The organism is Synechococcus sp. CB0205 (assembly GCF_000179255.1).
In the GTDB taxonomy this organism is placed as follows: Bacteria; Cyanobacteriota; Cyanobacteriia; order PCC-6307; family Cyanobiaceae; genus Vulcanococcus.
Window position 1 is genome coordinate 1 of the sequence record NZ_ADXM01000065.1, and the last position, 23,477, is coordinate 23,477.

Annotated in this window: 26 protein-coding genes; 10 read left to right on the forward strand and 16 right to left on the reverse strand. The window is 65.1% G+C overall.

Features of this window, described 5'->3' with window-relative positions; all coding sequences use genetic code 11:
- Positions 1–173: 173 nt before the first annotated feature.
- Entirely contained in the window at positions 174–374 is a 201-nt protein-coding gene (locus tag CB0205_RS16185; protein WP_156797985.1) for a hypothetical protein, read from the reverse strand.
- 109 nt (positions 375–483) lie between these two features.
- On the opposite strand from CB0205_RS16185, the gene CB0205_RS0112680 reads away from it, so the two are divergent.
- Positions 484–2,274, forward strand: a complete 1,791-nt coding sequence (locus CB0205_RS0112680; protein ID WP_010317838.1) for an ABC transporter ATP-binding protein — start codon at positions 484–486, stop codon at positions 2,272–2,274.
- Positions 2,275–2,385: 111 nt separating this feature from the next.
- Entirely contained in the window at positions 2,386–3,282 is an 897-nt protein-coding gene (locus CB0205_RS0112685; protein ID WP_010317839.1) for an LCP family protein, read from the forward strand.
- Here CB0205_RS0112685 and CB0205_RS0112690 read toward each other — a convergent pair.
- Positions 3,279–3,506 carry a DUF6737 family protein gene (locus CB0205_RS0112690; protein WP_010317840.1) on the reverse strand — a complete coding sequence of 76 codons (228 nt, stop codon included), beginning with the start codon at positions 3,504–3,506 and terminating at the stop codon, positions 3,279–3,281. The two genes, CB0205_RS0112685 and CB0205_RS0112690, sit on opposite strands and share 4 nt — an antisense overlap.
- On the reverse strand, positions 3,499–3,969 hold the full coding sequence (locus CB0205_RS0112695) for an MgtC/SapB family protein (RefSeq protein ID WP_010317841.1): 471 nt from the start codon (positions 3,967–3,969) through the stop codon (positions 3,499–3,501). The genes CB0205_RS0112690 and CB0205_RS0112695 overlap by 8 nt, the downstream gene beginning before the upstream one ends.
- Positions 3,970–4,017: 48 nt before the next feature.
- Here CB0205_RS0112695 and CB0205_RS0112700 point away from each other — a divergent pair, with 48 nt between their 5' ends.
- Both CB0205_RS0112700 and CB0205_RS0112705 read left to right on the forward strand, forming a co-directional pair.
- Positions 4,018–4,971, forward strand: a complete 954-nt coding sequence (locus CB0205_RS0112700; RefSeq protein WP_010317842.1) for an aromatic acid exporter family protein — start codon at positions 4,018–4,020, stop codon at positions 4,969–4,971.
- Positions 4,965–6,011 carry an FUSC family protein gene (locus tag CB0205_RS0112705; protein WP_010317843.1) on the forward strand — a complete coding sequence of 349 codons (1,047 nt, stop codon included), beginning with the start codon at positions 4,965–4,967 and terminating at the stop codon, positions 6,009–6,011. The genes CB0205_RS0112700 and CB0205_RS0112705 overlap by 7 nt, the downstream gene beginning before the upstream one ends.
- Here the strand turns inward: CB0205_RS0112705 and CB0205_RS0112710 are convergent.
- Entirely contained in the window at positions 6,008–6,187 is a 180-nt protein-coding gene (locus CB0205_RS0112710) for a hypothetical protein (protein ID WP_010317844.1), read from the reverse strand. The two genes, CB0205_RS0112705 and CB0205_RS0112710, sit on opposite strands and share 4 nt — an antisense overlap.
- A 17-nt stretch (positions 6,188–6,204) precedes the next feature.
- Entirely contained in the window at positions 6,205–7,512 is a 1,308-nt protein-coding gene (locus CB0205_RS0112715) for an NHLP bacteriocin system secretion protein (RefSeq protein ID WP_010317845.1), read from the reverse strand.
- Between the two features lie 70 nt (positions 7,513–7,582).
- Here CB0205_RS0112715 and CB0205_RS0112720 point away from each other — a divergent pair, with 70 nt between their 5' ends.
- Positions 7,583–9,358 (forward strand): TolC family protein, encoded by a 1,776-nt coding sequence (locus CB0205_RS0112720; protein ID WP_010317846.1) that lies wholly within the window; start codon positions 7,583–7,585, stop codon positions 9,356–9,358.
- Here the strand turns inward: CB0205_RS0112720 and CB0205_RS0112725 are convergent.
- Both CB0205_RS0112725 and psbP read right to left on the reverse strand, forming a co-directional pair.
- Positions 9,306–10,322 (reverse strand): FAD-dependent oxidoreductase, encoded by a 1,017-nt coding sequence (locus CB0205_RS0112725; RefSeq protein ID WP_010317847.1) that lies wholly within the window; start codon positions 10,320–10,322, stop codon positions 9,306–9,308. The genes CB0205_RS0112720 and CB0205_RS0112725 overlap by 53 nt on opposite strands.
- Before the next feature lie 4 nt (positions 10,323–10,326).
- Positions 10,327–10,890, reverse strand: a complete 564-nt coding sequence (gene psbP, locus CB0205_RS0112730; protein WP_010317848.1) for a photosystem II reaction center PsbP — start codon at positions 10,888–10,890, stop codon at positions 10,327–10,329.
- 107 nt (positions 10,891–10,997) lie between these two features.
- Between psbP and recR the strand changes: the two genes are divergently transcribed.
- Together recR and lipA are read left to right on the forward strand one after the other, a co-directional pair.
- Positions 10,998–11,576, forward strand: coding sequence for a recombination mediator RecR (gene recR / locus CB0205_RS0112735; protein WP_071777998.1), 579 nt, complete (start codon positions 10,998–11,000; stop codon positions 11,574–11,576).
- A 4-nt stretch (positions 11,577–11,580) separates the two neighbouring features.
- Entirely contained in the window at positions 11,581–12,486 is a 906-nt protein-coding gene (gene lipA, locus CB0205_RS0112740) for a lipoyl synthase (RefSeq protein WP_010317850.1), read from the forward strand.
- Here the strand turns inward: lipA and CB0205_RS0112745 are convergent.
- The 9 genes from CB0205_RS0112745 to lysA all read right to left on the reverse strand — a co-directional run bounded on the left by CB0205_RS0112745 (position 12,483) and on the right by lysA (position 19,888).
- Entirely contained in the window at positions 12,483–12,854 is a 372-nt protein-coding gene (locus CB0205_RS0112745) for a DUF1622 domain-containing protein (RefSeq protein ID WP_010317851.1), read from the reverse strand. The two genes, lipA and CB0205_RS0112745, sit on opposite strands and share 4 nt — an antisense overlap.
- A gap of 9 nt (positions 12,855–12,863) precedes the next feature.
- Positions 12,864–13,511, reverse strand: a complete 648-nt coding sequence (locus CB0205_RS0112750; RefSeq protein WP_010317852.1) for a DUF429 domain-containing protein — start codon at positions 13,509–13,511, stop codon at positions 12,864–12,866.
- Complete coding sequence (locus CB0205_RS0112755; protein WP_010317853.1) at positions 13,508–14,005, reverse strand: hypothetical protein; 498 nt, start codon at positions 14,003–14,005, stop codon at positions 13,508–13,510. The genes CB0205_RS0112750 and CB0205_RS0112755 overlap by 4 nt, the downstream gene beginning before the upstream one ends.
- Positions 14,006–14,007: 2 nt before the next feature.
- Positions 14,008–14,949 carry a DUF952 domain-containing protein gene (locus tag CB0205_RS0112760; RefSeq protein ID WP_010317854.1) on the reverse strand — a complete coding sequence of 314 codons (942 nt, stop codon included), beginning with the start codon at positions 14,947–14,949 and terminating at the stop codon, positions 14,008–14,010.
- A 5-nt stretch (positions 14,950–14,954) separates the two neighbouring features.
- Positions 14,955–15,869, reverse strand: coding sequence for a rhodanese-related sulfurtransferase (locus tag CB0205_RS0112765; RefSeq protein WP_010317855.1), 915 nt, complete (start codon positions 15,867–15,869; stop codon positions 14,955–14,957).
- Entirely contained in the window at positions 15,866–16,768 is a 903-nt protein-coding gene (gene bioB, locus CB0205_RS0112770; RefSeq protein ID WP_369791664.1) for a biotin synthase BioB, read from the reverse strand. The genes CB0205_RS0112765 and bioB overlap by 4 nt, the downstream gene beginning before the upstream one ends.
- Before the next feature lie 79 nt (positions 16,769–16,847).
- A complete protein-coding gene (locus CB0205_RS0112775) occupies positions 16,848–17,642 on the reverse strand; it encodes an isoprenyl transferase (RefSeq protein WP_010317857.1) in 795 nt (264 codons plus the stop codon).
- Positions 17,639–18,475: a diadenylate cyclase CdaA gene (cdaA, locus tag CB0205_RS0112780; RefSeq protein WP_010317858.1), complete on the reverse strand. Its 837-nt coding sequence runs from the start codon at positions 18,473–18,475 to the stop codon at positions 17,639–17,641. Before cdaA ends, CB0205_RS0112775 begins: the two co-directional genes overlap by 4 nt.
- 21 nt (positions 18,476–18,496) lie before the next feature.
- Positions 18,497–19,888: a diaminopimelate decarboxylase gene (lysA, locus tag CB0205_RS0112785; RefSeq protein ID WP_050778496.1), complete on the reverse strand. Its 1,392-nt coding sequence runs from the start codon at positions 19,886–19,888 to the stop codon at positions 18,497–18,499.
- Positions 19,889–19,922: 34 nt separating this feature from the next.
- Here lysA and CB0205_RS0112790 point away from each other — a divergent pair, with 34 nt between their 5' ends.
- The 3 genes from CB0205_RS0112790 (at position 19,923) to CB0205_RS14905 (ending at position 23,328) form a co-directional block, all read left to right on the forward strand.
- On the forward strand, positions 19,923–20,387 hold the full coding sequence (locus CB0205_RS0112790) for a GNAT family N-acetyltransferase (RefSeq protein WP_010317860.1): 465 nt from the start codon (positions 19,923–19,925) through the stop codon (positions 20,385–20,387).
- A gap of 182 nt (positions 20,388–20,569) precedes the next feature.
- Positions 20,570–23,122, forward strand: coding sequence for an ATP-dependent Clp protease ATP-binding subunit (locus CB0205_RS0112795; protein WP_010317861.1), 2,553 nt, complete (start codon positions 20,570–20,572; stop codon positions 23,120–23,122).
- A 32-nt stretch (positions 23,123–23,154) separates the two neighbouring features.
- Positions 23,155–23,328: a hypothetical protein gene (locus CB0205_RS14905; protein ID WP_010317862.1), complete on the forward strand. Its 174-nt coding sequence runs from the start codon at positions 23,155–23,157 to the stop codon at positions 23,326–23,328.
- Positions 23,329–23,477 lie beyond the last annotated feature (149 nt).

Sequence of the window (23,477 nt, forward strand, 5' to 3'; positions counted from 1 at the left end):
CGGTGGCGGCGGTGGCTACGGCGGTGGTGGCGGCGGCGGCTACGGCGGCGGCGGCGACAACCGCTGGTGATTGAGGCGCGCCCTGCATGCCAGGGCGCCACTCCTTCCCAAGCCCAAAGAAAAATCCCTGGATGGAGCCCGCAATGGGCTCACGTCCAGGGATTTTTTGCTGGTCAGACGGCGACTTCGACGTCCTCGTTCTCGATCAGATCCAGCAGCTGATCCCGTTGCCACTCGCGGCAACGGACTTCGGAGACGGGATGGATCGGCTGCAGTTCGCCTTCCCTGGGCTCAGGTAAGGCGCTGCGCAGGGAACGCCTTCTCAGCTTGGCTGTCCAGCGATGGAAGCGATGGAACGATCTCGAACGGGTCATAGACACCTCCTGTTGGAGACACCACGGTTCTAACGCTGGTGAAACCCAGAAATCAGTTCCCAGTGAGCAGCTTCATATTGAATTCAGCCCGGCGCCTTTGAATGGCGCCATGACCCCAGCCCAACCCCCACTGCGCCGCCTCCTGCGTGCCCTAAGGCCCCATCGCCGCTTGGTCCGGCTCGCAGCACTCTGCTCAGTCCTGAACAAGCTGTTCGACTTGGCTCCTCCAGTGCTGATCGCCCTGGCGGTCAATGTGGTGGTGCAGCAGGACACCTCATGGCTGGCCAGCTGGGGGGTGACGACTATCCCAGGGCAACTGGGCGTCCTGGCCGGACTGTCCTTTGTGATCTGGAGCGCGGAGTCGCTGTTCGAGTACCTCTACGCCCTGCTCTGGCGCAACCTGGCCCAGACGGTGCAGCACGAGCTCAGGCTGGAGGCCTACGACCATCTCCAACGATTGGAGATGGGCTTTTTTGAATCCAGCTCCAGCGGCCGCCTGCTGGCGATCCTGAACGACGACATCAACCAGCTCGAGCGCTTTCTTGACCACGGCGCGAACGAGGTTCTGCAACTGATCACGACCGTGTTGGCGGTGGGGGGCGCCATGGTCTGGCTCTCACCTGCGGTGGCTGGGGTCTCCTTCCTGCCCATCCCCTTGATTCTCTGGGGCTCCCTGCATTTCCAGAAGCGCCTGCAACCGCGCTACCGCGAGGTGCGCGAGCGGGCAGGAGACCTGGCCAGCCGACTGGCCAACAACCTCGGAGGCATGCTCACCATCAAGAGCTACGCCGCTGAGCAGTGGGAGACCGATCGTCTCTGCAGCCAGAGCCGTGCCTACCAGAGCAGCAACAGCCGGGCGATTCGACTGTCGGCGGCCTTCATCCCCCTGATTCGCTTCGCGATCCTGTTTGCCTTCCTGGCAATCCTGGTCATTGGCGGCCTCCAGGCCTGGCGCGGGGTGATCGATGTCGGCACCTATTCCTTCTTGGTCTTCATCACCCAGCGCCTGCTCTGGCCCTTGACCAGCCTCGGCCGCACCCTCGATGACTACCAGCGCGCCATGGCCTCCACCCAGCGGGTGCTGGACCTGGTGGACACACCGATCGCGATCCCCAGCGGCCATCAGCCCCTGCCCAGCCAGAGCGTGCGCGGGCAGATCCGTTTTGAGCAGGTGAGCTTTGGCTACAGCGGCAGGGAGCTGCTGCTGCGCAACTTTGACCTGGAGATCCCCGCCGGCAGCACCCTGGGAATCGTCGGGGCCACGGGCTCAGGCAAAAGCACCATCGTCAAATTGCTGCTGCGTCTCTATGGGCTGCAGGGCGGAACGATCCGCCTTGATGGCCAACCGATCGAAGAGCTGGAACTGGGGGATCTACGCAAGGCGATCGGCCTGGTGAGTCAGGAGGTATTCCTGTTTCACGGGACCGTGGCCGAGAACATTGCCTATGGCAGCTTCGAGGCCACGCGGGGCGAGATCGAGCAAGCCGCACAACTAGCTGAGGCCTCCCGCTTCATTGAGGAGCTGCCGCAGGGCTACGACACGGTGGTGGGCGAGCGCGGCCAGCGACTCTCTGGCGGACAGCGCCAAAGGATCGCCCTGGCCCGGGCCATCCTCAAAAATCCACCCGTCTTGATCCTCGATGAAGCAACGGCGGCGGTGGACAACGAAACCGAGGCGGCAATTCAGCGTTCCCTCGATCGAATCACCGCCGAGCGCACCACCCTGGTGATTGCGCACCGCCTGTCCACCGTGCGCCATGCCGATCGGATCGTGGTCATGGACCAGGGACGGATCGTCGAGAGCGGCAGCCACGAGGAACTGATCGCCGCGGGTGGGGCCTACGTCAATCTCTGGCGGGTCCAGGCGGGGCTACGGCAGGACGAGGCCCTAGCCCTTTAACCAGCCAAAGAAGTGGCACCAATGCAGGGGTTACCACAAGATGGGCGGCAGAAAAAGAAATAAATTGTGAGAATGAAGAGTCCCACCCTGAAAACAACCCCCGCCAGCCCAATGCCCCGCCGCCGCGATGAGCGCGCAGCGATGCTGACGGCCATTTGCTTTGGGTTGGGTGGTGGACTCCTGCTTGCCTCTCCCGTCGCGGACTACCTCAGCAGTCCCCAGGTGAGCGAGCGCCACCAGCTGGTCAATCCCTTCAGCAGCTGGAACAGCCTCAGTGACGCCGATGTGGTGATCCTGGGAACCGACGTCGGCGGCGGCAATACCGACGTGATGTACACGATGCGTGTGCAAAACGGCGTCACCAAGCTGCTGCAGGTACCCCGGGACACCTACATCAACTCCAGCAGCTTTGGCCCGGTGAAGGCCAACGCGCTCTACGCCTATGGCGGACCCGATGCGGTCAAGGCGGAGCTCTCCAAGCACCTGGGACGTCCGGTGCGTCACCACATCCTGGTGAACCTAGCGGTGATCCGGCGCCTGGGGGATGCCCTGGGCGGCCTTGAGGTCAACGTGCCCAAGCGCATGTGGTACCACGACAACACCCAAGGCCTGCACATCGATCTGCAGCCCGGCCGCCAGGTCCTCAAGGGCCGAGACCTCGAGGGCTTCCTGCGGTTCCGCCACGACGAGATGGGGGACATCGGCCGCCTGGATCGCCAGCGCCTGGTGCTCAAGGCCCTGTTCAAACAGATCACCCGCCCAGAGAGCCTGGTGCGGCTCCCCGCTCTGCTCGCTGTCGCCGGCAAGGACCTGCGCACGGACCTCGGGCCGATGGAGATTGGAGGCCTGATCAGTGCCATGGGCAGCACGGAGCTGAATGCCGAGCGCCTCGGCGGCCGCCCCTTCATGCATGAGGGCATCAGCTATTGGAAGGCCGAATGGCCCGAAGCCACCGCCGCTGGGGCCGCAGCCGCCGGCAGCTCCGAGCGCTTCAAGTTTCTCTTCTAGGGCCTCTTCTCGGGCTCGCCTGCCTCATCCAGGTAAGCCGCGGGAACCAGCAGAAGAAACAGGCCCCACCAGGCCAACACAGCCACCGCCACCGGTGCGCTGATCCACCAGCGGTGCAACAGCAGCCAGCTGCCGGCGATCACCAGGACACCGGTCAACAGGATCGACCAGGGCTGGCACCACCAGGGCTTCAGGCTCCAGAACGCGGGCTTGGTCTCAGACATGGGGCCTCTTGGCGTGTTGAGAGAGCACCACGAGGGCCAGGAGCAAAGCAGTGATCGCCAGCACCGGCGTTGATGCCGCCACCGTCACCCCGAGGGCGGCCGTGAACCAGATCGATGCGGCACTGGTGAGGCCGTGCACCCGCGGTTGCTGCCCTGCAAACGACTCCCCGCCGCGATCCACCAGGATCTCGCCGGCCCCCAGGAAACCCACTCCCGTGGCGATCCCTTGAATCGCCCGGCTGCGCGCATCGGGTTGGTCCCCCGCCGCCAGAACCAATAGGCAAGCACTGAGACCGACCAGCACGTGCACCCGCAGCCGATTCGTCTGGGGCTGAGCGAAGTGCTGGGCGCGGTTGTAGCCCACCGCCAGACCACACAAGACCGATAACCCCAGACGCAACAGCACCGTCAGGTCGACGTCCAGGGTCGAGGACCAGGCGTTCGCCAACAAGATTGAGCCCATCAGCTCAGACCTCCATAAGCTCCCCGCAGACCCAGAACGCCGTGGCCCGTGGACGCCCTGCTGGTGCGCAACACCCTGAAGATGTTCACGGCGGTGTTCCTCACGGCGGCGATCGCCCTGTGGTTTGAGCGCATTGAGTTTGTTTGGTATCCGCTGATGGCGGTGGTGATTGTTGTTGATGACAACGATGACCACACCGTCAAGGCCGCAACCGCTCGGGTGATGGGCACGGTGATCGGTGGCCTGGTGACCTTTGTGGTCCACACGATCCTCAGCGGCTGGATGGGGGTGCTGGTCTCGATCCTCTTGATGATTCCGGTCCTGCGCCTGTTCGGCTGGCAGTCGGGCCTGAGCACCGCCGCCACCTTGAGCGTGATGTTCTTGATGATTCCCCGCTACGAGGCCCTCGATTGGGACTACGTCTTCAACCGCGGGCTCGACACCGTGGTCGGCTGTCTAGTGGCCTTGGGGGTGGGACTGCTGTTCTGGCCGCGCAATAGCTACCGGGAGTTGCAAAGCCTCGACCAGCGCCTGCTGGCTGATCTCCAGGGGCAGCTCGAGCGCTACCAGGCCTGGCTGGATGGACAAAACGAGCGACCGGCGCCACTGAACACAGCGCCCCTGACCGGAAACCTGATGCGGATGACGGATCTGGTGGAGCGGGAACGCCGGGGTCCCCGCCAGAAGCGGCTGCGCTCCAGCCGCTGGCAGCAACGCCTGCGGCTCTGGCAGCTCGTCCAGTTCCACTGGATTGCCTGGGAGCGCCTGATCGAAGGCCTACCCCCACTCGACATCGCCCAGGCGACACCCCTGCAGCAGAGCATCACCGGCCTGCATCGACAACTCCAAGGGGGCGCACAGACCACACCGCGGCGTGAGCCGCAGCGCTGGCAACAGCTCGCCCAGAGCCAACGGCTGCCGTTGCTGCAGTTGCTGGCCCTCGAAGAAGAGACCAGGCCCCTGCACGCCAGCCTGGGCAGCTTGGCCCGGCGGCCATGCTGATCAGCCGCGCCGAACTGCGGTTGGCGGTGGCCGCCGGCCTGAGCAATGGCTTTGCAGCCATGACCGGCTTGGCCTATGGCTTCTACTCCCCTCTGGCGGTGGTGTCCGTTGGGACGGGCAGTTACGGCGGGGCGATCGAATTGGGCCGTCAGCGGCTACTCGGCACCGTGCTGGGCTCAGTTCTGCTGCTGGTGGGTTACTGGGGTCTGCGCGATGTGCCGATGCCCATCGCCATCGCCATCACCCTGGCGGCCCTACGGCTCCTGGGGGGGTGGCTGAAGCTCTTGGTCGGCTACAAGGTCGGCGGCCTGATTGTGGTGATGGGCTGGCTCTCCCACTCCTCCAACCTTGGCACCTGGATTCCCCTGCGCTTTTTCTGGACGGTCTTTGGCGTACTGGTGGGGCTCCTGAGCCTGCGATTGTTCTGGCCGACCCGCAGCCTCGATACGGTCCTGCGGCAGTACGGCGAGCTATTCGGCGACCTGAGGCGGACCTACCAGGCGCTGGCCCAGCGCCTGCTGAACAGCGAAGCGCAAGGGCCAGGCATTGAGGACTACAAGCGCCTGCGCGCTCGCCTGATCAGCCTGCGGGCCCTGCGCCCAGCCCTCAGCGTGGAACTGGGAGAAGGGGCAAACCGCCATCCCAGCGTTCAGCTGGTGCAGGGCCTGGATGACGCCTGCTCCCGTCTGGTCATGATGGTTGGCGGCATGGTGCGCCGGGCCCCGACCCTCAACGACAGCGCCCTGATCGAGCGGCTGCATGAGGGCGAGGCGGCCTTGCTGCAGGTCCTGGGCCAACGGCTCGAACAATGGGAACAGCGGTTCAGCGGCCGGCGGCGAACCCTGCCGCAGCCACCCAGCTCTGCGCTGGCCTTACCCCAGGCCTGGCTGGATCTCAACCGCGAACTCGCGGACCCCAACCTCAACCGCATCCCTCTTGAGCGCTTGGAGCGCATCGCCGCTCGGCTGCTGCTCTGCAGGCAGGCCGAGCAGGCCATGCAGGATGCCGAGCGGACCTGGTCGAGCGTGCTGCCCCGCTAGGTCTCAGGCCTCGAGGCCCACCAACGCTCCACGCGATAGCCCAGGACCACGAGCAAGACCACGAGCCAGAACCAGAGCTCAGGGGCGTTGGCGTTGAACAAGATCAACAACAAGACCACCTCGGCCACCAACCAGGGCAACTCCTTGCGCAGCAAGGCATTGCGGAGGTGAGGCAAGCGCCAGGCCTTGAGCTTTACTCCAAGGTTCCGGGCTGCCTGAGGAAAGGACGGTTCCATAGGGCGTCAATTCTGAGGGTGCGATAGCCACCGGTGAGGGAGCGCAGCCCAGGGAGCACATAACTCAAGGGTGAGCGCCATTCCACATAGCCGTAGGCGTTGAGGGTCAGGCCATCGCGCACCGGAAAGACACCGCTACCGCCCGAGAGGGTCCAGCGGTAGCCGTCATTGCTCCAGCGATCGCGGCCCAGTTCAATCTCGGCGCGCATCACCGGCCCCTCCTTGGTCAGGGCCTTTGCCAACTGGGGGTTACCGGTGGTGGTGGAGACGTCGTCCTCGGTAGCCGGCAGGGTCAGCACCTGGCTGACCTGGCCCACGATCCCGCCAAAGCGCCCCCGTTGTTTCCACTGCGGCACCAATTCCATCCGCAATCCCAAGGGAAGGCGGCGGGCATCAGCAGGAGAGAAATAGGCCACGGCCCGCAGGGGCGGAGCCTTGGCACCGGGTTTCTGGGGGCGGCCAATGGTGCCCAGGCGCTGCCCGGTGGAGACGGTTTGCCCGGAGATCACCTGGATGTCGAGCAGGCTGCCGTCCCGGCCCGCCAACACCTCCCCGTCGTAGGCGATCTGCGCTTCGGTGACGCGAATCTGCCGCTTGAGGTCGTCGATCTGGTAGCGGCGATTCAGCGCCTCGGTCTCGATCGTGAGCTTCACCTGCTCGTAGTCGGTCAGAACCTTCTTGCGCTGGATCTTCACCGCATCGAGGTCCACGCTGGTGTTGGTGAAGCCCTGCTGAACGGCAACCACCTCGCGGGAGAGCGGTGCCACCACTTCCCGGCGAGCCAGCCAGTCGAGGTTGCTGAGCTTCGTGCTGTAGGTGGACTGAAGTGAGGCGTAGCGGGCGCTGTCGTCCGTCAACTTCGCCAGGGCGACCTCCACGGCGCGCTTTTCGGTCTCGAGCCGCCGCAGATCGCGCTGGTCCAGATCGGCGTTGATCCGCTCCAACTGCGCCAGGTTGCCCCGCTGCTGCGCCAGTTGTTTCTCCAGAACCGGCAGGTAGAGGGTCATCAAGACCTGTCCCTTGCGCACCGGTTCGCCAACCTTGACCTTGACGTCGAGGACCTGCCCTCCGGAGCGGGCATTGAGCACCCCAGCGTTATCGGGATAGAGGAACACGCCCTGACCGCTCACCTCGGTCGGCACCGGCCAGAACAACGCCCAGAGCGCCAGGACCCCGCCGACCCCCGCCAGGCAGACGCCGACTTGGTTGTGGTCGCTCAGACCAACCCAACCCTGCTGGAGCTGTTGCCGCCGTTGCTGCCACATAGCGACAGGATGCTGGGCTAAGGCGATTCTGGCCAGATTCGGCAGACTGCATCACAACTTCCCCCGGACGTTGCGCCTCGCTGCGGCAAGCCGAATCTTGAGCCTGGCCGGCGGCCTGGCGTTGGCGAGCCTGTGCAGCCCGCTGGCACTCGGGCAACCCAACATCCAAGCCAGCTCCCCCGAGGTGGAGAAGCTCGAGCGCAGCTGGCGGGCCCTGGATCAGCAGCTGCGGGTCCTTGATGCCCTGATCCCTCCCGACCCCCAGGGGATTCCGCCACGGGAAGCCGTCACGGCACCCATTCCAAGCAGCCTGCTGCAGCCCAATCGGGCACCCAGCCAACAGCTGCAGCCGGGGCAAGCCGCTCCCCCCGCACCCCTGAGCCTTCCGACGCCCCAACAGCTCCAAAAAGGAGTCGTTGAGGGCCTGAGCCTGCTCGAGGCCCTTGCCCTGGGCTTCAAAAACAACCCGGAGCTCCTCGCCCAACGGGAGCGGGTCGCGGCCTCCCTCGATGAACTGCAGGCGGCCCTTGGCACCTACTGGCCGCGGATCAGTGCGGTCGCCGGCGGCAGCACCGGCCAAATCAGTTCGAACAACACCGCCTCCGTCGGCAACGGCAACCTGAACCTGGGGCCCCTGTTTGAGCCGGGGGGAGCCTTCTATGTCCCCACAGAAGGGGGGGCTTACCTCAACCAATCCAGCAACGTCGGCGCCGCCGGGCTGCAACTGGACTACGCCCTCCTGGACTTTGCCCGCACGCCCCGGGTGCAGGCCGCACGAGCCGTGCTGGAGCGGGAGCGGCAGCTCTATGGCAACCAGCTCAGGCAACTGCAGCTGAACATCAGCGAGGCCTACTACCAGTTGCAGCAGGCCGATCAGAACGTCCGCATCCAGGACGCGGCAGTGCGCGATGACCTGCTGATCCTGCAGGACTCCCTCGATCTGAAATTGGCGGGTCTGGTGCCCCGGGTCGATGTCCTGCGCCGCCGCGCCATTGAGGCCAGTGACCAAGAGGCCCTGATCCAGGCCCTGGCCGATCGCGCCATCACCCGGCGCCGCTTGGCCCTGGTCCTGAACCTTCCCGCCACGGTCACCCCCAGTGCCAGCGATCCAATCGCCGTGATGCCCCACTGGCCCCTGGACCTTGAGCAGAGCCTGCTGGCGGCCTACCGCGGCAACCCCGAACTCGAGGCAATCCTGGCGACGCGCACCGCCCTGGCACGCCAAAAAGATGCGACCGCCGCCCAACTGCTGCCGCGACTGGCCCTGTTTGCCGGCGGCGGCAGCTACGGCCAGAACGTCAATCAGTTCAATATCACCACCAGCAATGGGGGCTGCTGCGGCTCCACCGTGATCCCCACCCTGAACACCAGTGGCTACGACTGGTCCCTGGGCCTCAGCGTCCGCTGGCTGCTGTTTGATGCCGGCACCACCAGCGGCGAGACCCGGGCCCTGCAGCGCCGCGTCGAAGCCGCCGGACAGGACTATGCGGCCCGGCGCAATGCCATTCGGTTGCGGCTGGAGGCGGCCTTCTTCAACCATGAGGCAAGCCTGGCCAAATTGGCCTCAGCTCGGCGCGGGGTCGCCGCGGCCCTCGAAGCCTTCCGCGACGTACGGCTGCGCTACCAAACGGGACTCTCCAGCGAGGTGGATCTCTCAATCACCCAGGAGCGCCTGATCAGTTCGCTCGTGCAACGGCTCAACGCCACCGTGGGGGTCAACATCACCTACGCCCAACTGCTGCGCGAGCTGCTGCCGGTGCCGCGCGATCCTTCCGCACCGCTCACCCCGGAGCTCACCTGGAGTGCTGCCACACCTGCAGCTGCTCCAACTGCCCCTGCGCCGTAGCGCTGCCTTCCGCGAGCACCTCCGCCAGCAGCGGCGCGAGCACCGGCACCTGGGCGAAGCCACCGCTGAAGCCGCTGAAGCCAAACAGTCCCGGGGCGTCCGGCAGGGGGCCAGCCAAGGGAATCCCGGTGCGGCTGAAGGCCACGGGGACCTGATGCCAGCGGCCAGGTGCCTCAGCGAGGCCCTTGGGTAACCCAGAGGCAGCGATGGTCCGCCTGAGCTCCAGCTCCAGCTCCAGCGCAGGCGGGGGGTCCTGTAGGGACAGGCCGGGAGCAAAGCTGCTGATCTGGCCCAAGAGCGCCCCATCACCGCGGGGAACGAGCCCGGCATCCACGACGGTCCGAGGGGCCTCGAGTTCCGAGCTCGATCGCTCCATCGCCGGGCGCTGGAACTGGGCCGGCAGCCGCAGGCCATGGGGCGGAGCGTGGGGTAACTCCAGCACTCCTGCCCAACTGCTGCACAGCGCCTCAGGCCAGGCAGGCCAAAGGCTGCGGCAGCCCGCACCGGCTGCCAAGACCGCCTGGGGACTGGAGTGGGCCGAACCATCGCTGCAACGCACCAACCACTCCCCTTGCTGACGCTCAAGGCTCAGCGCCTCAGCGGAGACGTAAAGGACGCCGGCCTGCTTCAGCAGCTCAGGAAGGTACGCATGGAAACGCTCTGTATCCACCTGGGATCCCGGCAAGGGCAAGAGACGCGCCCAGGGCTTGCCGCCGTGGAGATGGATGCGCGCGCTGGACCAGCCGAGATCGCCATAGCGGCGTTGCAGATCGCGCCAGAGGCCAGCGGCCTTGGCAGAGCGGATCGCAAGCGCTGAGGTGCCCAGCGGCCAACCCGGTATCACCCCATAGCTCCACTCGGTGGCCGAGGGCTGCTGGCCGGCGATCAAACAAACATCAACGCCGCGCTCCCGCAGGGCGAGGGCCAGCAGTCCACCCGCCAGGCCCCCGCCAACGATCAACACCCGATCAGATCCGCAGGGTGAAGGAGGTGATCACCTGATGGAACAGGCCCTTGACCTTCGGCCAGCGCATCTCGTTGGTGCTGGCGGCAAAGGTGTAGAGCCGGCCGCGGTCCACGACGACTGTCGCCAGCTCATGGCGATCACGGTCGGGAAGGTGAACGGCGTACTCCAAGTCGTAGAAGGTGCGCCCGCCGTCCTCACGCTCAGAGGCCTCCACCAGTTCCGCCTCGCGGCCGCTGCCGTCCGGGGCGATCACGACGCGGCGCAGCTTCTCGCCCACCGCCACGGCGCTACCGAGGTTCTCGAGGCTGTTGGTCTCATTCACATCGGAGACCACCAGGCTCAGGGTTTCATCGGCATTGATCAGGTCGTGGAAGACCACCTGGGGGCCCTCGGTGACCTGCACGCGGGTCCAGCCCGTCGGATAGAGGAAGGCGTAGCGCCCATCCGAGCTTTGGAAGGAGTTGAGACCGGCCGCGACCGCACTGCAGCTCACCAGCACCAGCACCAAGCCAAGGGCCAGGAACGAACGCAGTCCTCGGGAGATCCAGCGGGTCAGCACGGCCATTGATCAGCGCTTCAGCGCAGCCATTCTCACGCGCCGCCGCAGGTCTTGCGGTTCCTCCTAGATTCTCGCCAGTTGCCTCAAGGGATCTGAGCGGCTTCACCAGACCCCTGGCACGGCTGATTGATCAGTTCGAGCGGCTTCCCGGCATCGGGCCCCGCACGGCCCAGCGCCTGGCGCTGCACCTGTTGAACCAACCCAGCGAGCAAATCCAGGCGTTCGCCGATGCGCTGCTGGCCGCCCGCAGCCAGGTGGGTCAGTGCCAGCGCTGCTTTCACCTCTCGGCTGACCCACTCTGCGAGATCTGCCGCAACGAAGAACGCAGCACCGGAGTGCTCTGCGTGGTCGCGGATTCCCGTGACCTGCTGGCCCTCGAGCGCACCCGCGAGTTCAAGGGGAGCTATCACGTGCTCGGCGGGCTGATCTCGCCCATGGATGGCATCGGCCCAGAGCTGCTGCACATCCAGCCGCTGGTGGAGCGGGTGGACCGGGACGGCATCAGCGAAGTGATCCTGGCCCTCACCCCAAGCGTCGAGGGGGACACCACCAGCCTCTATCTGGCCCGCCTGCTCAAACCGTTCACCCAGGTCAGCCGCATCGCCTACGGGCTGCCGGTGGGCAGCGAACTGGAGTACGCCGATGAGGTCACCCTGGCGCGGGCCCTCGAGGGGCGGCGGCGGATGGAGTGAGCGCATGAGCCGCTACAGCCAGATCCCACCCAAGGAGCGCCTGCCCGACTGGATCCGTACTCCCATTGGTGCGGCCAGCGCCCTGGAGTCGGTCCAGGCCGTGGTCAAGCAGCAACGGCTCCACACCATCTGCGAGGAGGGCCGCTGCCCCAATCGGGGGGAGTGCTACGCCTCCGGAACCGCGACGTTCTTGCTGGGGGGATCGATCTGCACCCGCAGCTGCGCCTTCTGCCAGGTGGACAAGGGACAGGCGCCGGAGCCCCTCGATGACCAGGAAGCCGAGCGCGTGGCTGAGGCCGTCGAGACCCTGGGACTGCGCTATGTGGTCCTGACCTCCGTCGCCAGGGATGACCAGAGCGACCACGGCGCGGCGCTGTTCACCCGGGCCATGGCCGCCATCCGGGCCCGCAATCCACTGATCGCCATCGAGGTACTCACCCCCGACTTCTGGGGGAGCCACCGCGAGGAAGCCGAGGCGATCACGGCCCAACGCCAACGGCTGCAGACGGTCCTCTCGGCAGCGCCCGTCTGCTTCAACCACAACCTCGAGACAGTGGAGCGTCTCCAGGGGGAGGTCAGGCGTGGGGCCACCTACAGCCGCTCCCTCGGCCTTCTGGCAGCCGCCCGCGAGCTAGCGCCAGAGATCCCTACCAAGAGCGGGCTGATGCTCGGTCTGGGTGAAGGCTTCGAGGAGGTGGTCGAGGCAATGCGCGATCTCCGCGCGGTGGACTGCCAGCGGCTGACCATCGGCCAATACCTCAGGCCCTCCCTGGCCCATCTCCCGGTGGATCGCTACTGGACGCCCGAGGAGTTCGAGGAACTCGGGAGCATCGCCAAGGGGCTGGGCTTCAGCGACGTGCGCTCCGGCCCCTTAGTGCGCAGCAGCTATCACGCCGGAGACCAGGGCTAGCTGGCTTGATGGCGATCCTCCTGGCGCAATTCCAGGGCCAAGAAATAGTTCAAGAAGGTTCGGATCAACGCCACCGCACCCAGCTGAATCAGGGCATTGGGCTCGCGGCTGATCGTGGTCAAGACCACATCAGCCCCGAGCTGAAACTCCAGCGCCAGGGCGACCCAGGAGCCAAAGGTCACCCGGGCCATCGTCACCGGCCCGCGTTGGATCAGATGGGGCGGAATTTCCCGCAGCCGCAACTTGCGCGCCCCACTGAGAACGGCCACCAGGCCAATCGCGACGGAAATCAGCGAGAGGAACTCCAACAACTGGCGAAGCGCTTGGGCCGAATGACTCAGCAGCAGCTCCATCCCATGCAGATCCATCGCCTCAGGTCACCAGGTGCTGACGGCAGTGTGGCGCGTGCGACCGGGAAGCACCAGCAACCCACCCTCGGGTTTGCCGTAGATCGCTGCCGCCGGCGACTGAGCGATGCGCTGGGCGGCTAGGGCACAGACCGCCGCATCAATCCAATCGATGCCGCTCAAGCCATCGAGCGCAAGACCGAAGCGCTCCAGCAGCGCTGAACGTTGCTCCAGCTTCAGCGCTGCCTTGACCTCAATCTCTGGCGAGAGGGCGACGGTGATGCCGTGGGGAAAACTCTCAAAACAGCAGCGCCTGGCCAGCGCTTGTTCATCACGGGCGATCGGCACCCCGAACCGCTGCAGAGCTTGGTAGAGGGCCTCGCCGCGCAGCATCCAGCCATAGAAGTTGCTGCGGCTCGCCAGCGCCGCCTCCCGCGTCGGAGTCGCAAAGCAATGCACCCCCTTGGCCAAGAGCTGGCGTTCGCACAGGCGCGAGCGTTCGCCAGGCAGGGCCCAGCCGCAGGGAGCGTCAATCGCGATCCGCTCGGCCCTCAGACACCAGCGCGCCAACGCCTCCGGATCAGGAGTGTTGAGCTGGTCAATGACGGTTTGCTCTTCAAGCAGGACGGCATGGAAGCCCTTACGGGCACCGCCCACATCAATGCCGGCAACGATCACAGCCGGCGGCTCACCCGCTCCAGCCCCTGGGCGATATCCCCAGACATCAGCAGTCCCGCCCCACCCCAGACCAAGCGCAGGGGCAGATCCAAGGCCGCGGCCCCCACCTCACGGATCGGCTCAAACCCCAGCTGGCGGAAATAACGCACCAGCCGGCGGTGCTGCTGATCGTTGTCGCGGATCGCCAGCAGACGGGCACGGCGGCAGGGGGTGGCCTCCAGGGCCCAGGCAAAGGTGGCCGCCCAGATCAGGGCACCCACTCCCTGGGTGTCCGCCCCCTGAACGCGCATCGTGTCGAGTTGCAGACCATGGGGCAGCGGCAGCGCCCAGCCCTTGAGCTCACCGAGCAGCACAGGCGCCTGCCCCTGCCGCGGCCTGGCCACCACCACCCTCAGGGTCCTGACCGCCAAGACCTGCTTGACCTGCAGCCGCAGCAGCAGCCCCCGCGCCGCGGCCCGTTGCTCGATCTCCGCCAAAGACAACGACCCAGCCATCGCTACCAACGCTCCACCAGACAGACCGCATCCAAAGGCAAGGCGCCGTAGACATGAGGGAAGAGCTCCTCGCTGCCGGGGGCTGCTTCGGGGCGAACCTCGAGGCCATGGGCCGCCAGGCGCGTCGGATCGATCACCAACAGCCGGAGGTCCTCGAGATCGGCGTAGAAGCGCTGGTGGGTGGCCTCCAGCTGATGGGCATAGCTGGCGTGGATGAACCCCACCTGATCGAGGCTCTGCCCCCGGGTTGAGATCCGGTACTCACCCTGCTGGCGGGCCTGCTGCCAGTCCGCAGCCAAGGCCAGGTGATAGAGCCAACGCGGTGATCTCCAGCAGCGGCGCTCCGCCCAGGGGGACTCCATCACCTGCTGAAACAGCGGGGCGTTCTCAAAACGCGCCAGCCACTCCCGCAGACCATCCAGCCCTGGCTCCCCGTCAAAGCCCTCTGGATCTGCCAAGCGGAATTGACGCACAAACGGCAGCAGGGCCCAGTCCGCGAGCCTCGCCCGCGCGCCCAGCAGCCACCCCCCAGGCTGAAGGCGCTGCTCCCACTCGCGCAGGATCGCCAGGGACGCCGAGCGGTGCTCCAGGCGGTCGACATCGGCGTAGCGATCGGGGTACTTGAAGCGATCTAAGTGCCGCTTAAAGGGACCATCGTTCTGAGCCAGCAAGGCCGCGGTCTCAGCCCCGTCCCCCTCCAACCAACCCAGGGGATCGCACTGCTCCAGAGCCCAGCGCATGATCTCGAGGCTCTCCTCGAGCACCGGACCACCCGGTTGCACCAAGACCGGCACGGTTCCCTTTGGCGAAGCCTCCAGCAGCTCCGGAGCCTTGGCCTTCAGGGCCACCTCCCGCAGCTCAACCTCCAGGCCCGCCGCGGCCAGGGCCAGGCGAGCGCGCATCGCGTAGGGGCAGCGGCGAAAGCTGTAGAGAACCGGACCCATGCGCCCTAGCCGAGATGCCGCTGTCCGCGCTCCCGGGCCAGCTGCATCTGACGCTGGCGTTCGGCAAAGCGCTGGCGATCGCTGTCCGTAAAGCGCTCAATGCAGTGGGGACAGCTGATGCCTTCGCGGTAGCTCGGCTGCAGGCGCTGCTCAGGGGAGACGGGTAGGCCGCAGGCATGGCAGAGGCTGTAGCTGCCGGGCTCGAGCTGGTGGTTCACGCTCACCCGCTGGTCAAAGACGTAGCACTCCCCTTGCCAGCTGCTGTCCTCCTCGGGGATCTCCTCGAGGTAACGCAGGATCCCGCCCTGCAGGTGATGCACATTCTCAAAGCCCTGCTGCAGCAAATAGGCGGTGCTCTTCTCGCAGCGAATCCCGCCAGTGCAGAACATGGCGATCGCCTTGGGTTGCTTCTCCTGCACAAGGGGCCGCAGGGTCTCCTCCACCCAGGCGGGGAACTCGCGAAAGCTGTCAGTGCCGGGGTCAATCGCGCCGGTGAAGCTGCCCACCTCCACTTCGTAGCGGTTGCGGGTGTCCACCACCAAGGTCTCTGGATCGGCAATCAGCGCATCCCACTGAGCTGGCGGGACATAGGTCCCCACCTGCTCGGCTGGCTTCACCGTGGGGCAGCCCATGGTGACGATCTCGCGCTTGAGACGGACCTTCAGGCGATGAAAGGTCTGCTGCTCGGCGCGGCTGAACTTGGCCTCCAGGCCCCCGAGTCCGGGCAACTGTCGCAGCCGCTCCAGCACGGCCTGAACGCCTGTGTCTGGACCACTGATGGTGCCGTTGACCCCTTCTTCAGCCAGCAGGATCGTGCCGAGGACCCCCTCCTGCTGCGCCAGAGCCTTGAGCTCCTGCTGCAACCCAGGTAGGTCCTTCATGGCGGTGAAGACATAGAAGGCCATCACCAAGGCGCTCACGCCGGCACCTGCTCCTGCCAGGGGTTCACTCCGGCCAGGGCCAACAACTGTTGGTCGGCCTCCACATCGGGATTCCCCGTGGTGAGCAGGGTCTCGCCATAGAAGACCGAATCGGCCCCCGCCAGCAGGCAGAGGACCTGCCCCTCGCGGCTCATGGTTTCGCGACCAGCACTGAGGCGCACGCGGCTATGGGGCATCAGGATCCGTGCCACCGCCACCATCCGCACAAGATCGAGGGGATCCACGGCGGGCTGCTCCTCCAGCGGGGTCCCCTCCACCGCCACCAGGGCGTTGATGGGCACGCTCTCGGGATGGGGGTTCATCGAGGCCAGCACCTGCAGCAGCGAGGCACGGTCCGTCAGGCTCTCGCCCATGCCGATGATGCCGCCGCAGCACATCGAGATGCCCGCCTTGCGCACCCGGGCCAAGGTCTCCAGGCGCTCCTCGTAGGTGCGGGTGGTGATGATCCGGTCGTAGTGCTCTGGGCTGGTGTCGAGGTTGTGGTTGTAGGAGGTCAGGCCGGCCTCCGCCAGGCGGGCGGCCTGGCTGTCCGTCAGCATTCCGGCGGTGACGCAGGCCTCCATGCCCAGCTCCCGGACGCCGCGCACCATCGACAACATCGCCTCAAAGGGCGCCCCGTCTCGGATATCTCTCCAGGCCCAACCCATGCAGAAGCGATGGGCACCGGCCTCCTTGGCCGCCCGAGCCCGGGCCAGGACCGGCTCCACCTCCAGCTCCGGTTGCCCCGTGACATCGCTGCTGTTGTGCATCGACTGCGGGCAGTAGGCGCAGTCCTCTTCGCAGCCGCCGGTTTTGACGCTCAACAGGGAGGCCAGCTGGACGCGATACCCCGGGTTGGCCTCGCGGTGAACCGCCTGGGCCTGCCAGAGCAGGTCCATCAAGGGCAACTCCAGGAGCGCCTGAATCTCAGAGGTGCTCCAGTCATGGCGCACCGAAACGGAAGAGGAGGTCACGCGATTAGGAGGAGACGGAGGCCACGCCACCAAAGCGACGTTGGCGGTTCTGGAAATCCATCAAGGCGCTCACCAGGGCCGTTTCATCGAAATCGGGCCAGAGAACATCCGTGATGTGCAGCTCGGCGTAGGCCAGTTGCCAGAGCAGGAAATTGCTGATGCGTTGCTCGCCGCTGGTGCGGATCAACAGGTCTGGATCCGACTCACCAGCGGTGAGGAGCTTGGAGGCAAACGCCTGCTCATCAATCGACTCAGGATCCCGTTCACCGCTGGCCACCTCTTGCGCGAGCAGCCGCGCCGCCCTGACCAACTCGCGACGACCGCCGTAGTTAGTGCAGACATTGAAACGAATACCGGTGTTGGAGGCCGTCCGCTGCGTGGCGTCCTGGATCAGTTGCTGCAGACCCTCCGGGAGTTGCTCCAGGTCGCCGAGAAAACGAATGCGCACCTGCTCCTGTTCAAGCGCTTTGAGCTCATTAGCCAAGACCCGTTCAAACAGGGTCATCAAGAAGCTGACCTCTTCGCAAGGGCGGTTCCAGTTCTCGGTGGAGAAGGCGTAGGCCGTCAGCGAGCCAATGCCCCAATCACTGCAGAGGCGCAGGGTGCGCTTTAAGGCTTCCACGCCTTCCCGGTGCCCCATCACCCGGGGAAGTTTCCGCTGCCCGGCCCAACGGCCATTGCCGTCCATGATCACCGCGACATGGGCCGGCAGCCTGGCCGTTTCCAGCCCGGGAGGGAGGGCGCAGCGCGAGGGCCTGTTCCCTTCGACAGTTAAGGCAGTCGTCAGGGAACGACTCATGCGAGAGGCTCGGACGAATCTACGGACACGCTACGACCCGCAGCTTTCCCAGAGGATTTCGGGGCCTGCGCAAGCGCTTCGCTGAGCAATTCCTGAAGGCGCGAGCTGGTAATCGGACGCTCCAGGCGCCCCTGCTTCGCCAACGACAACGTGCCGGTCTCCTCGGACACCACGATGCAGAGGCAGCGATCGAAGCGCTCGGTGATCCCTAGGGCCGCCAGATGGCGGGTGCCATAGCGATTCACTCCCTGGCGAGAGAGGGGCAGGATCACCCCCGCCGAGAGGATCCGATTGCCTTTGACCAGCACCGCCCCGTCATGGAGCGGGGTGTCGATCGCAAAGAGATTCAGGAGCAGATCGACTGAGAGCTGAGCATCCAGAGCGATGCCGGGGTTCAGGAAGTCCTCTGGGCGCAGATCACTGCCCAGATCCAGGACGATCAATCCACCACGACGGATCTGGGAGAGGCGACCCGCAGCCTCACTGAGAACACCAACGGAACTCGAGGCGAGCTTGTCGGCCCGTTGGCTGCCAAAGAGCACATCCAGCCGGCCAGTCCCCAGCAGCTCCATCAGGCGGCGCAGTTCCCCTTGCCAGAGGATCGCCAGGGCCAAACTGCAGGCCATGACCAGGGCATCCACCAGCTTGCTGGTGAGCGGCAGGTTGGCGTAGCGCTGAACCACCCAGGCCAGAGCCACCAAGGTGAGGTAGCCCCGCAGTAACCAGAGGGTCCGCGGCTCGTTTACCCGAGCCAGAATGACCATGCCAAGGGCGGTGGCCAACAGGAGATCCAGCACGAAGCCCAGCTGGATTCCCCCGATCAACCCGAGCACCCTTGCTCTATTCGCTGAGGATCAGACTACCGGCCGAAGGCGTTCCGGCAGAACGTCGTAGCGCAGCAGTTCCTCTGGCAACTCCCGGCGTTGCACCAGCTCCGCCATGCCGTCATGCACCATTACCGCTGCAGGGCGAGGGATGCGGTTGTAGTTCGAAGCCATCGAGGCGTTGTAAGCGCCGGTGGCAAAGACTGCCAAAACATCACCTGCCTGGGCCGGAGGAAGGGCCAAGTCCTTCAGCAGCACGTCTCCGGATTCGCAGTGCTTACCCGCCAGGGTGACGGTGTCGCTGGCTTCCGCCTCAGGGCGGTCAGCCAAAACAGCGGTGTAGAGCGATTGATAGGTGATCGGACGAGGGTTATCGCTCATCCCGCCATCAACGGAGAGATAGGTTCGGATCCCAGGGATCTCCTTGCGGCTGCCAACGCTGTAGAGGGTCACCCCAGCCGTAGCCACCAGGGAACGACCGGGCTCGCAGAGAAGCCGCGGCAGATCCAGTCCCCGGTCCTGGCAGGCACCAGCCACGGCCTCGGCCACGGTGCGGACCCATTCGTCGATGGACGGCGGATCATCGGATTCGACATAACGGATTCCAAGACCACCGCCGACGTTCAAGTCCGAGACGGGATGGCCAAGTTCGCGCGCCAACTTCAGGGCGTCGGCCATCACCGCTGCCAAATCGCGGTGGGGCTGCAGTTCAAAAATCTGAGAGCCGATATGGGCGTGGAGGCCGCTGACCAACGCCCAGCTGCAGCCCTGAAGGTGCCTCAGTACAGGCTCGAGCTGGTCGGGATCAAACCCGAATTTGCTGTCGAGGTGCCCGGTGCGGATGTACTCGTGGGTGTGGCACTCGATCCCAGGGGTAAAGCGCAGCATCAGGCGCACCGGCTGGCTCAAGCCCAGGGACGCCAAGAGCTCGAGATCCGACCAGTTGTCCGCCACCACGGTGACGCCCAAGTCGGCAGCCAACTGCAGCTCTTCAAGGCTCTTGTTGTTGCCGTGAAAGACAATGCGCTCAGGAGGCATCCCCCCCTGAACCGCCGTCAGCAACTCGCCCGCCGAGACCGCATCGAGGCCGAGCCCCTCGGAGGCAACCACAGCGGTGATGGCCAGGCTGCTGTTGGCCTTCGAGGCGTAAAGCGCCAGGGCCGAACCGGGGTAATGGGACGCCAGCGCCTTGCGGTAGGCCTGGGCATTGCCGCGAAGGGTGGCCTCATCCAGCACATACAAGGGAGTGCCGTAGCGGCGAGCCAGATCACTCAGGCCGCAGCCCCCCACCTCCAATCCACCCTTCGGGCCAACGGCCGTCGTTACGGGGGTGAGATTACGGTTGGGACTAGCGGTATCGCGGTTGCTCTCAAAGGGCCGGTTGCTCACTTGGAGATCGGCTGTCGCCATCGAAGTCGTCATGGGGTGATCCTAAAGATGCCGCCTCCAGGCCCCTGTGCCGACGCACACCGCCGATCCCCCGATTCGCCTTGAGGCCATCAGGCCCGAGCACCTCAGCGCTTGCCTTGCCCTGGACCAAGCCGCCCTGGGCGGGCTCTGGAGCGAAAGCCAGTGGAGCACTGAACTGGCCGACGAACAGAGGCCAGGGCTGGGGCTCTGGCAAGGGGAGCAGCTGCTGGCCTTCGCCTGCGGACTGCTGGTCCTGGATGAACTGCAGATCACAACCCTGGCAGTGGATCCAGGCCACAGGCGGCAGGGCCTGGGACGGCGTGTGATTCAGGCGTTCCTGGTGCAGGCCCGGGAGGCGGGAGCGCTGCGGGCGACCCTGGAGGTGGCCTCGGACAACACCGCCGCAGGGGCGCTCTACGCAGACCTGGGCTTCAGCACCGCTGGAATCCGTCGCGGCTACTACCGCAACGGAAGCGATGCCCTGATCCAATGGCTTGAATTACACCACTGAGAGGCGGTACGGATTGCCGCCCATTCCTGATAGCGAGAACCGGAAACTTTTAACCGCTTCGCTGTGACGATAGCGCGGGGCAATCCCTTTTTGGCATTGGGTTTTAGCGCTTCTGAAATTGATCTCACACACCCCCAAGCAACCCTGATAAATTTGGGGAACATGCAGCCAGGCCCCGCCCCATGTTCGAGCGGTTTACCGAGAAGGCCATCAAGGTGATCATGCTGGCCCAAGAAGAGGCCCGCCGCCTGGGTCACAACTTCGTGGGCACCGAGCAGATCCTCCTGGGCCTGATCGGCGAAGGCACCGGCGTTGCCGCCAAGGTCCTGAAGTCGATGGGCGTCAACCTCAAGGACGCTCGGGTCGAGGTCGAGAAGATCATCGGCCGCGGATCCGGCTTTGTGGCCGTCGTCGAGATCCCCTTCACGCCGAGGGCCAAGCGCGTTCTGGAACTCTCCCTTGAGGAAGCGCGTCAGCTCGGCCACAACTACATCGGTACCGAACATCTGCTGCTGGGCCTGATTCGCGAAGGCGAAGGTGTTGCCGCACGGGTTCTGGAAAACCTTGGGGTGGACCTGGCCAAGGTGCGTACCCAGGTGATCCGCATGCTGGGCGAGACCGCCGAGGTCGCCGGCGGTGGCGGCGGTGGTGGCAAGGGTTCCACCAAGACGCCAACACTCGATGAGTTCGGCAGCAACCTGACCCAGCAAGCCTCCGACGGGAAGCTCGACCCGGTCGTTGGCCGTCAGCACGAAATTGAGCGCGTGATCCAGATCCTGGGTCGCCGCACCAAGAACAACCCTGTTCTCATCGGCGAACCCGGTGTGGGCAAGACGGCCATTGCCGAAGGCCTGGCCCAGCGCATCAACTCCGGCGATGTGCCCGACATCCTCGAGGACAAGCGGGTCCTCACCCTGGACATCGGCTTGCTGGTGGCCGGCACCAAGTACCGGGGCGAATTCGAGGAGCGCCTCAAAAAAATCATGGAGGAGATCCGTGGCGCCGGGAACGTGATCCTGGTGATCGACGAGGTCCACACCCTGATTGGCGCCGGTGCCGCTGAAGGCGCGATCGATGCCGCCAACATCCTCAAGCCCGCTCTGGCTCGCGGTGAGCTCCAGTGCATCGGCGCAACCACCCTGGATGAGTACCGCAAACACATCGAACGGGATGCCGCCCTGGAACGTCGCTTCCAGCCGGTGCAGGTGGGTGAGCCCTCCGTCGAGGACACCATTGAGATCCTGCGCGGCCTGAAGGAGCGCTACGAGTCGCACCACCGCCTGACCATTGCCGATGAGGCCTTGGTGGCGGCCGCGACCCTGGGTGATCGCTACATCTCCGACCGCTTCCTTCCGGACAAGGCCATCGACTTGATCGACGAGGCCGGTAGCCGCGTGCGCTTAATGAACTCCAAGCTGCCCTCGGCGGCCAAGGAGGTCGATAAGCAACTGCGCGAGATCGAGAAGCAGAAGGATGAGGCCGTGCGCGAGCAGGACTTCACCAAGGCCGGCGAACTGCGCGATAAAGAAGTCGAACTGCGCGAGCAGATCCGCTCGATCCTGCAGAACCGCAACGAGGAGAAGCCCGCGGCTGAATCCAGCGAGGGCTCTGCGGATACCCCAGTCGCCGTGGCCGAAGCTCCCGCAGCTGCTGTGAGCGAGAGCGGTCCGATGGTGACCGAAGAGGACATCGCCCAGATCGTGGCCTCCTGGACTGGCGTTCCTGTCCAGAAGCTCACCGAGAGCGAATCCGCCAAGCTGCTGAACATGGAGGAGACCCTCCACCAGCGCCTGATCGGTCAGGACGAAGCCGTGAAGGCGGTGTCCCGCGCCATCCGCCGCGCTCGGGTTGGCCTGAAGAACCCCAACCGACCGATCGCCAGCTTCATCTTCTCCGGCCCGACGGGTGTGGGTAAGACTGAGCTGACCAAGTCCCTGGCGGCCTACTTCTTCGGCAGTGAAGAGGCGATGATTCGCCTGGACATGTCGGAGTTCATGGAGCGCCACACGGTCAGCAAACTGATCGGCTCCCCTCCGGGCTATGTGGGCTTCAATGAAGGCGGCCAGCTGACCGAAGCGGTTCGTCGTCGTCCCTACACCGTGGTTCTGTTCGACGAGATCGAAAAGGCACACCCCGATGTGTTCAACCTGCTGCTGCAACTCCTGGAAGACGGTCGCCTGACCGATTCCAAGGGCCGCACGGTGGACTTCAAGAACACCCTGATCATCATGACCTCGAACATCGGTTCGAAGGTCATCGAGAAGGGCGGCGGCGGCCTCGGTTTCGAGTTCTCTGGCGGCGATGCCGAAGAGACCAACTACAACCGGATTCGCTCTCTGGTGAACGAAGAACTCAAGCAGTACTTCCGCCCAGAGTTCCTGAACCGACTGGACGAGATCATCGTCTTCCGTCAGCTCAGCCGCGACGAGGTGAAGGAGATTTCCGAGATCATGCTCAAGGAAGTCTTCACTCGGATGCAGGAGAAGGGCATCACCTTGACGGTCACCGAGGCCTTCAAGGAGCGCCTGGTCGACGAGGGCTACAACCCCAGCTACGGCGCCCGCCCGCTGCGCCGTGCAGTCATGCGCCTGCTGGAAGATTCCCTCGCCGAAGAGTTCCTCTCTGGCCGAATCGGCGAAGGCGACACCGCCCTGGTGGATGTCGACGACGACAAGCAGGTGGTCATCCGCAAAGACTCAGCGACCCCCTCAATTCCTGAATTCGCTTCCGTCTAAAGCAGAGCATTTTCAACAAGCGAGCCCGGTCAATGACCGGGCTTTTTATTGGAAAGACAACACAAAAGAGAAGCAAAGAGACACTGAACCGCCCGCATCTGCGCTGGCTGAGCGAGGAATCGGTGGTGGTGAGCTACACCCGCCTGACGCAGAAACTCGTCAATGGTGATCCAATCACCGCCCGCTGCTGCGAAACCCGGATCTAGCAAAAGCTCAGCGGCAACTGGAAACAAGTGCACGTCCACCGCTCCTGATTGCCCGAATCAGGGCCCAATCACAAAGTGAAATCAACACCAAGGCCGCCTGCGATTGATCCTCGGCGGTCTTTTTTAGCGGAAGCCCAATTAATTCCAGA

Coding starts and splice junctions, on each gene's coding strand:
- CB0205_RS0112705 (WP_010317843.1), top strand. CDS start 4,965: ATGCTGATCAGCCGCGCCGAACTGCGGTTGGCGGTGGCCGCCGGCCTG.
- CB0205_RS0112690 (WP_010317840.1), bottom strand. CDS start 3,506: ATGTCTGAGACCAAGCCCGCGTTCTGGAGCCTGAAGCCCTGGTGGTGC.
- CB0205_RS0112775 (WP_010317857.1), bottom strand. CDS start 17,642: ATGAGTCGTTCCCTGACGACTGCCTTAACTGTCGAAGGGAACAGGCCC.
- CB0205_RS0112755 (WP_010317853.1), bottom strand. CDS start 14,005: ATGGCTGGGTCGTTGTCTTTGGCGGAGATCGAGCAACGGGCCGCGGCG.
- CB0205_RS14905 (WP_010317862.1), top strand. CDS start 23,155: ATGACCGGGCTTTTTATTGGAAAGACAACACAAAAGAGAAGCAAAGAG.
- lipA (WP_010317850.1), top strand. CDS start 11,581: ATGAGCCGCTACAGCCAGATCCCACCCAAGGAGCGCCTGCCCGACTGG.
- CB0205_RS0112715 (WP_010317845.1), bottom strand. CDS start 7,512: ATGTGGCAGCAACGGCGGCAACAGCTCCAGCAGGGTTGGGTTGGTCTG.
- psbP (WP_010317848.1), bottom strand. CDS start 10,890: ATGGCCGTGCTGACCCGCTGGATCTCCCGAGGACTGCGTTCGTTCCTG.
- CB0205_RS0112685 (WP_010317839.1), top strand. CDS start 2,386: ATGCCCCGCCGCCGCGATGAGCGCGCAGCGATGCTGACGGCCATTTGC.
- bioB (WP_369791664.1), bottom strand. CDS start 16,768: ATGGACCTGCTCTGGCAGGCCCAGGCGGTTCACCGCGAGGCCAACCCG.
- CB0205_RS0112795 (WP_010317861.1), top strand. CDS start 20,570: ATGTTCGAGCGGTTTACCGAGAAGGCCATCAAGGTGATCATGCTGGCC.
- CB0205_RS0112745 (WP_010317851.1), bottom strand. CDS start 12,854: ATGGATCTGCATGGGATGGAGCTGCTGCTGAGTCATTCGGCCCAAGCG.
- CB0205_RS0112680 (WP_010317838.1), top strand. CDS start 484: ATGACCCCAGCCCAACCCCCACTGCGCCGCCTCCTGCGTGCCCTAAGG.
- CB0205_RS0112695 (WP_010317841.1), bottom strand. CDS start 3,969: ATGGGCTCAATCTTGTTGGCGAACGCCTGGTCCTCGACCCTGGACGTC.
- CB0205_RS0112760 (WP_010317854.1), bottom strand. CDS start 14,949: ATGGGTCCGGTTCTCTACAGCTTTCGCCGCTGCCCCTACGCGATGCGC.
- CB0205_RS16185 (WP_156797985.1), bottom strand. CDS start 374: ATGACCCGTTCGAGATCGTTCCATCGCTTCCATCGCTGGACAGCCAAG.
- lysA (WP_050778496.1), bottom strand. CDS start 19,888: ATGACGACTTCGATGGCGACAGCCGATCTCCAAGTGAGCAACCGGCCC.